This window comes from Psychrobacter sp. Ps3, from assembly GCF_022129275.1.
In the GTDB taxonomy this organism is placed as follows: Bacteria; Pseudomonadota; Gammaproteobacteria; order Pseudomonadales; family Moraxellaceae; genus Psychrobacter; species Psychrobacter submarinus.
The window spans coordinates 1-9,446 of sequence record NZ_JADQAL010000056.1 but is presented as its reverse complement, the minus strand read 5'-3'; the positions used below and the strand labels follow the sequence as shown (position 1 = coordinate 9,446).

General features: G+C 45.9%; 11 protein-coding genes. 2 read left to right on the top strand and 9 right to left on the bottom strand.

Features of this window, described 5'->3' with window-relative positions; translation table 11 throughout:
* Window positions 1-57: 57 nt before the first annotated feature.
* The 5 genes from I3248_RS11695 to I3248_RS11675 all read right to left on the bottom strand — a co-directional run bounded on the left by I3248_RS11695 (window position 58) and on the right by I3248_RS11675 (window position 4,265).
* The gene (locus I3248_RS11695) at window positions 58-1,020 is read right to left on the bottom strand and encodes an EamA family transporter (protein ID WP_238063912.1); all 963 of its coding nucleotides are present in this window, start codon (window positions 1,018-1,020) and stop codon (window positions 58-60) included.
* A 323-nt stretch (window positions 1,021-1,343) separates the two neighbouring features.
* Complete coding sequence (locus I3248_RS11690) at window positions 1,344-1,910, bottom strand: ureidoglycolate lyase (protein WP_238063911.1); 567 nt, start codon at window positions 1,908-1,910, stop codon at window positions 1,344-1,346.
* Window positions 1,911-2,047: 137 nt separating this feature from the next.
* Window positions 2,048-2,881: a bifunctional allantoicase/(S)-ureidoglycine aminohydrolase gene (locus I3248_RS11685; protein ID WP_201611758.1), complete on the bottom strand. Its 834-nt coding sequence runs from the start codon at window positions 2,879-2,881 to the stop codon at window positions 2,048-2,050.
* An 85-nt stretch (window positions 2,882-2,966) separates the two neighbouring features.
* Window positions 2,967-3,959, bottom strand: a complete 993-nt coding sequence (gene puuE / locus I3248_RS11680; RefSeq protein WP_238063910.1) for an allantoinase PuuE — start codon at window positions 3,957-3,959, stop codon at window positions 2,967-2,969.
* Window positions 3,960-4,115: 156 nt separating this feature from the next.
* On the bottom strand, window positions 4,116-4,265 hold the full coding sequence (locus I3248_RS11675) for a hypothetical protein (protein ID WP_238063913.1): 150 nt from the start codon (window positions 4,263-4,265) through the stop codon (window positions 4,116-4,118).
* Here I3248_RS11675 and I3248_RS12195 point away from each other — a divergent pair.
* Window positions 4,225-4,401: a hypothetical protein gene (locus I3248_RS12195; protein WP_238063914.1), complete on the top strand. Its 177-nt coding sequence runs from the start codon at window positions 4,225-4,227 to the stop codon at window positions 4,399-4,401. The genes I3248_RS11675 and I3248_RS12195 overlap by 41 nt on opposite strands.
* Here the strand turns inward: I3248_RS12195 and I3248_RS11665 are convergent.
* The 3 genes from I3248_RS11665 to uraD form a co-directional block, all read right to left on the bottom strand.
* Window positions 4,396-5,691, bottom strand: a complete 1,296-nt coding sequence (locus I3248_RS11665) for a urate hydroxylase PuuD (RefSeq protein WP_238063909.1) — start codon at window positions 5,689-5,691, stop codon at window positions 4,396-4,398. The two genes, I3248_RS12195 and I3248_RS11665, sit on opposite strands and share 6 nt — an antisense overlap.
* A gap of 57 nt (window positions 5,692-5,748) precedes the next feature.
* On the bottom strand, window positions 5,749-6,120 hold the full coding sequence (gene uraH, locus I3248_RS11660; RefSeq protein ID WP_238063908.1) for a hydroxyisourate hydrolase: 372 nt from the start codon (window positions 6,118-6,120) through the stop codon (window positions 5,749-5,751).
* 65 nt (window positions 6,121-6,185) lie between these two features.
* On the bottom strand, window positions 6,186-6,701 hold the full coding sequence (uraD, locus tag I3248_RS11655; RefSeq protein ID WP_025644013.1) for a 2-oxo-4-hydroxy-4-carboxy-5-ureidoimidazoline decarboxylase: 516 nt from the start codon (window positions 6,699-6,701) through the stop codon (window positions 6,186-6,188).
* Window positions 6,702-7,010: 309 nt separating this feature from the next.
* On the opposite strand from uraD, the gene I3248_RS11650 reads away from it, so the two are divergent.
* A complete protein-coding gene (locus I3248_RS11650; RefSeq protein WP_201558993.1) occupies window positions 7,011-7,670 on the top strand; it encodes a TetR/AcrR family transcriptional regulator in 660 nt (219 codons plus the stop codon).
* A gap of 207 nt (window positions 7,671-7,877) precedes the next feature.
* Here the strand turns inward: I3248_RS11650 and I3248_RS11645 are convergent, their stop codons facing one another.
* Window positions 7,878-9,293 carry a nucleobase:cation symporter-2 family protein gene (locus I3248_RS11645; RefSeq protein ID WP_238063907.1) on the bottom strand — a complete coding sequence of 472 codons (1,416 nt, stop codon included), beginning with the start codon at window positions 9,291-9,293 and terminating at the stop codon, window positions 7,878-7,880.
* Between the last annotated feature and the right edge of the window lie 153 nt (window positions 9,294-9,446).

Sequence of the window (9,446 nt, the reverse complement as noted above, 5' to 3'; positions counted from 1 at the left end):
CTAAAAAATAGTCTCTGTCAGTGCCATGGTCGAATGTTCAACACGCCCTAATAAATACTAGACTTTTTGCCGTCGTCGCAGCCACCGTGGCACTCGAGTAGTAGTACCGTTAAGTAGCGCATTAAATAGCGCGGCGAGTAAGATAAGCATGACGCCTAAATACTGAACAAGGCTAAGCGACTGGTTCAATAATAAAATCGCTAAGGCAATAGCAGTCAGCGGCTCGAAAATAGTAAACACCGAAGCGCGAGAAGCGGGTAGTTTTTCTAGCGCTTTCATATATAAGGCAAACGGCACGACCGTACCAATCAGTGCGAGCCCTAATGCGTAGCCTAAGCTCAATACAGGCAAGCTCAATAACTTGCTATAAGTATGATAAGTCTCAGGTAATAATAACAGTACGCTGGCGCTAATCACGATAGAGGTAAAAAACACTAAGGGAGCCGGATGCGCGTAGTGCATAGCGCGTTTGCCAAGCACACCATATAACGAATAACACACCCCTGCTAATAGTCCTAACCCTATACCCCAGTTGACTTGCGCGCCATCTCCTGCCATCGTCAGACCTACTCCAAATACTGCAACTAAGGCAAGTAGCGCTGCTTGCCGAGTGATAGACTCATTCAAAAAAATAGCGGCAAACAACAAGCTAAAGACAGGCGCGGTATAAAGTAGCGCCACTGCCGCACCAGCACCAACATAGGAAACAGCAAAGAAGTAACATAGCGACATACCCAGTACGCCAATCAGCGATTGCAATGCCAAGCCGCCCCATTGTTTGGCGCTAAGCTTGAGCAGCTGCGGGTATAGTTTGGGCAGCATAAAAAGAACAATTAACGCCGCGGTCACGATACGCAAGATAGTCACCTGCCAGCCACTAAAGCCTAATTGGTTCAGATAGGTTGAGAATATCCCAAGCGTACCCCAGCAGACTGCAGCGGTGATAATTTGGATCGTACCTAACCACTGTCCTGATCCTCGTATCGATCCTTGCTCTGTCAGTAAATTGCTCTGTGTCATACCTTAGTCTCTTAAACACTAATACAAATTTGGGTAGATGACGTCTATCAGATAACGCTATAAAGGGATGCCTTACATATAAAAAGACAACCCTGTAAGGGCTGTCTTATCTAGACGCGCACGGACTGTATAGTCGATACACTATAAAAGTGTCATAGCGCTACTGGAATGAATTTTGCGCAGCCTCTTGGAACGCAGCACGTAAGTAAAATTTATACCAGTAGCGCGTTTAAATCCATAACAGTTTTACATTCAGCTAACTATATCTAGCTTTATGGTGTCTGAATGAAGTAGGTATAAAGCTAATCGTTCAGTACCGACATCTAAACCTGTTCTTGCTCTACTCGTTGCGCTTTAGGGACAGGTTGCTCGTTTTCGATCTCAATCGTGACGCCCCAATCATCAATATTTAACTCATGGCAGTTATTGCCAGGGCCGTTGATGCGATCGACGACTAAGAAGTCGCAATCAGCACCTAGCGCTAGTAGTGGGTGGTGCCAGACATTTCTATCGTATTGCACTCCTTGATGCGACTTGGCATAAAACACGGTCAAATCTTCAGCTGATTTTGGCGGCTCGCCTGCAGGGGCCACGACTACGACGTAGTCTCGGCCATTCATGGAAAAGAAGGCTTGCGTGCCAAAAGGATGATATTCCATCACGGATAACCTGATAGGGTGGTCGCGCTTTTTGGCCCGAAAAATACTTAGGCCAACTTCACCGCCATCTAGCGCTACTTTGGTAATAGCGTGATGACGACAAGCATAACCTTGGTTGATATGGTAACAATTATCAGGCGTTTGTTGCTCATCATCATAAGGTTCAATCACCGTGCCATAGGGAGCAAACTCAGCTTTAGTTAAAGGTTTTGCAACGATCGTAGTACTCATGACTTTGCCTTACTTTTATTATGACTACCTGCAAATTCCTTACAAATTTGCAGGCGACTTAAATCGCCATTTAAGTGCAAATGGCGTATTAGAATGAATGCTGGTATTTGATACTATCTATTATGGCAGATGACCTATTATTCTGGACGAATAAAAGGCATATGTCTATTCACATCTTTATAGAGTAAGTATCTAAAGGGACCAGGGCCGCCAGCGTAGCAAGACTGCGGGCAAAACGCACGTAGCCACATAAAATCACCGGCCTCAACTTCGACCCACTCAGCATTTAAGTGGTAGACCGCTTTGCCTTCTAGCACGTATAAGCCGTGTTCCATTACATGCGTTTCATCAAATGGAATCACGCCGCCTGGCTCAAAAGTAACGATGTTTACATGCATATCGTGGCGCATATCAGACTGCTCAGTGAACCGCGTGGTTTTCCAGACGCCATTGGTATCTGGCATGGCGATCGCTTCGACCTCATGGTCACTGGTAACAAAAGCTTCAGGAACATCGATGCCTTCTACATACTGATAGGCTTTACGGATCCAGTGGAACTTGACGTGGGTGTCGCTATTGTTTTTCAGCGTCCATTTGCAGCCAGGAGGTAAAAACGCATAACCACCGGCCTCCATATGATACGTCTCTCCCTCGATAGTCACGTCCATCTCACCTTCAACGACGAATAATACGGCTTCGGCTTTCGCATCGAGCTCAGGCTTGTCAGAGCCGCCATTGGGTGCGACTTCGACGATATATTGTGAAAAGGTTTCTGAAAAACCGCTTAACGGACGAGCAATCACCCACATACGCATACCTTCCCAAAAGGGCAGGTAACTAATCACGATGTCAGTGAGGACACGTTTAGGGATAATAGCATAAGCTTCAGTGAAGACAGCGCGATCGGATAGCAGCTGGGTTTGCGGCGGTAAGCCGCCAGTTGGTGCATAATACGTGCTTTTTGTTGACATAGTTAAGAGTCCTTAGTCATTAGGGGCCGTGATAAATTTGAGTCTAAGACCATGATGATATCTATTCCGATGATATCGATCATAGTTACATCCAGTCTGCGGTATTATCCTTAGTCGCTGGATGGTTGTCGTACCAGTGTTTAGCGATCTCATCGCGGCGACAGATCCAAACGTCAGGCTTATTGGTAATATATTGCAAGAATTTTTTGAGTGCGACAATACGCCCAGCGCGGCCTATGATACGGCAATGCAGGCCAATGGTAAGCATTTTGGGCGTGTTTTTGCCGTTTTTATCCCCTTCCTCATACAGCGTGTCAAAGCTGTCTTTGAGATACTGATAAAAAGGCTCAGCATTGGTGAATCCAGGGCTGGATGAGAAACGCATATCGTTAGTCTCAAGCGTATAAGGAATAACAAGATGCGGCTTACGTAATATTTTATCGCCATCTTCGCACTTGACATTTAGCCAATAAGGCAGCTCATCAGCGTAGGAGTCAGAGTCATAACTATAACCGCCTTGCTCGACGACCAGCTCACGAGTATTGGGACTGTCACGTCCGGTGTACCAGCCTATAGGCTGCTTGCCGAGCATACGCTCAAAGATCTCAGTAGCACGGCGCACATGCTCACGCTCGATTTCGCGGTACATATACTGGTAAGTGATCCAGCGCAGGCCGTGGCTAGCAACTTCGTGGCCATCTTCTAGTACACGTTCAATGATATGCGGGGTTTTTTCTGCGGCCGCAGCACAAGTGAATGTCGTGATGGGAAGGCCATACTCTTTAAAGACATCCAAGACGCGCCAAACGCCGACGCGGCTACCGTATTCAAACGCCGATTCGATAGACTGATGACGATTGTTAAACGAAGGCGTGCCCAATATATCAGATAAAAACCGCTCTGATTCGCTATCACCGTGGATGATACTATTTTCTGCACCCTCTTCAATATTCAAGACGAACTGAACAGCGATTCTAGCGCCGCCAGGCCAGTTGGCTTTAGGGGGAGTATCAGCATAGCCTTTTAGATCACGCGGATAAGCGGAGTGATCAAAGTCGCTGGTGATTTTTTGCGTCATAATGTTTTTCCTTCTATTCATACTGTTTGCTAACCATCTAGCTATTTATTAGCGCCTTAACAGTACACAGTGCTTATTAGTGCGCTAAAGTTTTATTGAGCTCAATGCCATATTTGCGCATGAGAAGCCAGTAAATTAACCCGCCGATTGCTGCGCCTAATAAGAAGCCGTAACCTTCGAATTTTGCCAAATTAGGTACGAGTACTGTCGCGACAGAAAAAAGTCATTCATGTTGATGTTTTGACGTCTAATAATGTAGTAATCGATGACCAAAATTCCAAAGAATGGCGCGATGATAGCGCCCACGACGTTGACAAAACCGACGATACCAATTTTACTGATGACTGATAACCAAAGCGCGCCGACGGTCAAGCGAATTATTCAATATTGTCTATTGGCCTACCGTTGCCGTCTTATTTTAACCGCTCAAAGTATTCTATAGCCCAGCGGCATACGCCACAATTTGAGCGCGCTCCTCATCGGTTAATTGAGTGATATTGCCTAATGGCATATAGCCGGTTTGTACCGCAGTGACCACTTTAGCTTGATGAATTTTCATATCTTCAGGGGTTTGCAATATAATGCCAGCAGGCGGCGCGTTAAAGCCTTGCTGCGTCGGCTGCGCCATGTGACAAGTTGCGCATTTTGCTTGTACCACACTCATAACCGCATCGTTAGCTGAGACAGTTACGGCTTCCCCAGTGCTATCAGCCGCAGCTATTGCTGGATTAGTTGCTTCAGTAGGTGTCGGCGTCTCAGGGGCAGCTTCCACAGGAACCGCAGACTGTACGGGTGGTACAGGAAGCGGCTCAATAGGTGCAGGGCGCATCCAAATAATCAATAAAACAGTCAATAAAGCTGGAATCCATAGGAATTTGGGCTGCGTATTGCCCAGATGCTTTTGGTTAAAATAGTGACGTACAAGTGCCGTAATGACGCCTACAAACACTAGCACTAACCAGCCATGAGCATGCGAGTACATCATAGGGTAGTGGTTACTAATCATGGTAAAGATAAGCGGCAGGGTAAAATAATTATTCATCAAAGAGCGGTTCTTGGCCATAAGTGCCAAGTCTGCGACTTCTTTACCCGGCTTTTCGCCTCTACGTACGCAGTCCACTAGCGCGCGCTGAGCGGGCATAATCCCAAAAAACACGTTACCCGCCATAATTGTACCTAAAATAGCACCGACATGGATAAAAGAGGCGCGATCACTAAACAGCTGGTATGAGCCCCAAGTCGCAAGCACTAGCAGGATAAAGATAGTAGAGCTAAACACTAACGCATTTTTACCGATGCGGCTACGGACGATAACCTCATAGACAAAGTAGCTACCGAACAAGAAGAGTAAGCTGGTCGAGATGGCGCCAACATGACTACCAAAAGCGACTTTACTGGGGTCAATCAGATAGGCGGTCGCATTGGCGTAGTAGACAATCGCCATCATCGCCGCACCAGTCAGCCAAGTGGTATAAGCTTCCCACTTGAACCAATGCAGCGTCTTTGGCATCTCTTCAGGTTCAAGCTTGTATTTGGCGATTTCATAAAACCCGCCACCGTGTACCGCCCACAAATCGCCAGAGATACCTTTATCGGCTTTCCACTGCGGCGGCTTACGTAAGCTCAGATCGAGCCAAACAAAATAAAAGGACGCACCAATCCATGCTACGCCGGCGATAACGTGAAACCAGCGAAAAAATAAAGCGACCCAATCAAGAAGATATGCACCCATGCGACTACTGTCCTTTTATACGATGTCTTAAATACTGCGTTTGATATGAAAAATAAATTACGAGCCGCGATAAGTGCTGTAACCGTGAGCACTTAGTAATAGGGGCACGTGATAATGACTGTCATCACTGACTACAAAGTCGATAATAACTTGCGGATAAAAAGCTGTGAGGTTTTGGGTATCAAAATAGGTCTGCGTATCGAAAGTCAACGTGTAGCGACCCGTGCTCAGTTCACGATCAGCTGCGCTCACGGCCTCATCAAACTCCCAGCTATCTGGGCTGACACGGCCATCGCTATTGGTGGTACCATGAGCCAAAAGCGTCGCGTCGTTTGAATGGTTATCGACTCGGCGTAGAGCAACTGCGATATCGGCGGCAGGTCTGCCCAAATGAGTGTCTAAGATATGCGAGGAAAGAGAAGCTGACATAATAAATCCTTTGATGTTTTGGTATTTTCAGTGTTTTAAAAGTACGGTTAGTTGAGCTAAACGGCTTATTCAAATAATTTGTTTAAACGCAAGCGCGTGATTTTATTTTGTTCTGTCGCGGCGTTGACAAGCTCAGTGGCGCGCTCATTCGGCAAACGCGCTAATAGTAAGTCGAGCATTTGCTTAGCGCTTTTGCCTGTGGCAAAGACGATAAAGATAAAGCCAAACTTATCAAGATAGGCTTGATTGCCTTGTGCTAGAGCTTCAAGAACCTCATCATCTGCTTCATTCGCGCCTGATTGTTCATGAGCAGCGCTATCTGCAGTATTGCGGTACTTTTCTTTGAGCGTGGCGACATTACCGATTTGCGGATGGCCGTCAAGCGCCTCTAACAAGTCCGACTCTTGCTGTTGCACTTTGCTCCATACCGTATCGCTATGAGCGATCAGAGCCTCTAGCGTCTCGAATGGTCGAGCGCTTGCTACGTTATGCGCCCAGCGAGAGCTGGTACAGCAAGTAAGTAGTGCGGAGGTGGCTTGGTCTTGGTCAAAGTCGTTGAATTGCGCTAAGGTTAAACTCACGATGAAGTCCTTTTCTTGTAGGGTGGAAGCCTCATAGCCTTTCAAATCATAGCGTATCAAAAATAAGGACATGCCTTAGGTGTTTGGCAGTCTATTGGTATGCTAAAGTGCTATCGCTGAGAATGATAATAAAAGTATAAATAAGTCGCCAAATGGTTTATATTGGCTATTCTGCTTAAAGTTGACCAAATGGTCAACTACTTTATACAATATATCATAATTTATCGCATTTAGTACTCAATAATTTAAGCGTTATTAGCATTACTTAACCACTAAGCTGTCATTATTTGCTTTTTATAGGATACATTTATGACTTTTACCACCGATGATTTGAGCACTTTAGATAATGACACTCACCGCAGTCAGCAAGACATTCGCGCTCATAATCAAGCCGTCATTCTCAAGGCTGCTGAAGAGGAGTTTGTGCTAAAAAGTTTCCGCGGCGCTACGATGCAGGGCATTGCCGATCGTGCCGGACTCCCCAAAGCCAATGTACATTATTATTTTAAGAATAAAAAAAACCTCTATGAAAAAGTACTGCGCGCCATTATTGAGGAGTGGAACGAGGGTCTTGTAACAATGACGGTAGATAGCGACCCAAAAACTGTCATTGAGAAGTTTGTCAGAACTAAGCTGCACCAAGCTTTTGCTCATCCCAATCGCCATAAGCTTTTCGCTCTTGAAGTCATCGGCGGCGCTCCGCATTTGCATGATTTTATGTCGCATACGATGCAAGACTGGGCGCTTGATAAGGTGGAGGTGATGAAAACTTGGCATCAGCAAGGCAAGATAGGTATCAAAGATCCGCTTCAATTGCTTATTCTGATTTGGGCGACCACCCAGCGTTATGCTGAATTTGAAACTGAGATTGTTGGTTTGTTGCAAAAACAGGCGTATGAAGAGAACGATGAAGCGCGAGCAGCCGAGTTTTTGATACCGTTTATCTTACGTGGCTGTGGACTTGAGTAATTAGCGCTCCAGCGGTATAGCAATGCAATAATGCTAAGCCAGTGAGTTACTCAATGCTATAACTTCGTTTTTAGATTCATCAATACAAAACCGCCATAAAATAATCTTATGGCGGTTTTTGTACTTTTTATTCTAACAATCTGCCTTAGTAATAATCTATCCTAGCGATAGTCTATGACGACATTATCACTACCATCACTGTTATCACTAGGGTGCATGACTGCCTGTCTTTAAGCCATCATCTATATGCTGATCAGCCGTATCAAATTCAGCACCATAGCTCTTAGGCAAGATAGTATCCAATAAGATAGCAACCACACCAGACATCGTTACCGCTGAGCCAAAGATATTGCGGAACATCTGCGGCATTTGTGCAAACACATCAGGGACAAAGGCGACGCCCAAACCCAGACCCAGTGAGGTAGCGATAATTAATACATTACGATGAGTGAAGTTGACTGTCGCTAGAATACGAATACCTGCAGTCGCTACGGTCGCAAACATCAGTAGCGTCACCCCGCCAACGACTGGCTTTGGCAGCTGAGTAAAAATAGCACCAAGAAAAGGAAACAGACCCATAACAAATAAAATGCCTGCCACAAAAAAACCGACATAACGGCTGGCGATACCGGTCATCTGAATGACCCCGTTATTTTGGCTAAAAGTCGTCACAGGAAAGCTATTAAATACCCCAGCGATGGCGGAGTTGACACCATCGCCTAATACTCCGCCCTTGATACGTTTTTCGTATAGCGGGCCTTTGATCGGCTCACCTGAGATCATCGAGGTTGCAGTGAGATCCCCTGAGGTCTCGATACTGGTAATGATGTACATAAAGGCGATTGGAATAAAGGCTTGCCAGTCAAAACCAAAACCGAACTTGAACGGAACAGGCACGGTAAAGAGAGGGGCTTCAGCGACCAACGAGAAGTCGATACGGCCCATAAACATAGCGACAGCCAAACCCAGCATCAGTCCAATGAAAATAGCGCTTGAGCGAATGACTTTATTATTGACGATACTGATCAGTACGACGCTGACCAAGACCCCGCTGCCAAGCATAAGGTTAGGAATGCTACCAAAATCTTCTGCACCCACTCCGCCTGCTAGATCAGTCAGACCTACCTTAGTCAGTGACAGACCAATGGTCACAATAACGCAGCCGGTCACAATTGGACTCATAAGCGACTTGAGCTTAGTGATGAACTGACTCAAAAATATCTCGACAAAAGCACCAAGAAAGGTCACCCCGAAGATAACTGAGAGAATCTCCTCAGGACTACCGCCGCGGTTTTTGACCGCAAACCCTGCCGCTAGTACTGCGGCTAAGAAGCCAAAACTAGTGCCTTGTAGCGCCATAAGTCCAGAACCAACGGGACCGACTTTGCGTGTCTGGATGAAGGTGGCGACGCCAGATACCATCAGTGCCATACTAATCAGGTAGGGGATGTGCTCCCCTAGACCTAAAGCACCGCCGATGATTAATGAGGGCGTAATCACCCCAACAAAGGCGGCTAGTACATGCTGTACTGCGCCCAAAAATGCTTTTCCCGCGGCAGGGCGATCGTGCAGTCCATACAGTAAGTCTGGATTTCCTTGCGTCTGTACAGTCGTTTCACTCATGATAACTTCCTTTTATATGACCTTTGCAGTCCTTTGGAACAAAGAGTAGTACTTGTCCATATGCTAATAAACCAATAAATCAAGAATAATTGTTTAGTTAACCCCAGTTCGGGATAAGCGCTCAAAAAAAAGATAAAAAAAGAAGTCCAAAGT

What these genes read in the sequence shown, in the direction of transcription:
- I3248_RS11690 (WP_238063911.1), bottom strand. Translation starts at nt 1,910, where the DNA reads ATGAGTACTACGATCGTTGCAAAACCTTTAACTAAAGCTGAGTTTGCT.
- I3248_RS11685 (WP_201611758.1), bottom strand. Translation starts at nt 2,881, where the DNA reads ATGTCAACAAAAAGCACGTATTATGCACCAACTGGCGGCTTACCGCCG.
- I3248_RS11665 (WP_238063909.1), bottom strand. Translation starts at nt 5,691, where the DNA reads ATGGGTGCATATCTTCTTGATTGGGTCGCTTTATTTTTTCGCTGGTTT.
- uraH (WP_238063908.1), bottom strand. Translation starts at nt 6,120, where the DNA reads ATGTCAGCTTCTCTTTCCTCGCATATCTTAGACACTCATTTGGGCAGA.
- puuE (WP_238063910.1), bottom strand. Translation starts at nt 3,959, where the DNA reads ATGACGCAAAAAATCACCAGCGACTTTGATCACTCCGCTTATCCGCGT.
- I3248_RS11650 (WP_201558993.1), top strand. Translation starts at nt 7,011, where the DNA reads ATGACTTTTACCACCGATGATTTGAGCACTTTAGATAATGACACTCAC.
- I3248_RS11645 (WP_238063907.1), bottom strand. Translation starts at nt 9,293, where the DNA reads ATGAGTGAAACGACTGTACAGACGCAAGGAAATCCAGACTTACTGTAT.
- I3248_RS12195 (WP_238063914.1), top strand. Translation starts at nt 4,225, where the DNA reads ATGACCAAAATTCCAAAGAATGGCGCGATGATAGCGCCCACGACGTTG.
- I3248_RS11695 (WP_238063912.1), bottom strand. Translation starts at nt 1,020, where the DNA reads ATGACACAGAGCAATTTACTGACAGAGCAAGGATCGATACGAGGATCA.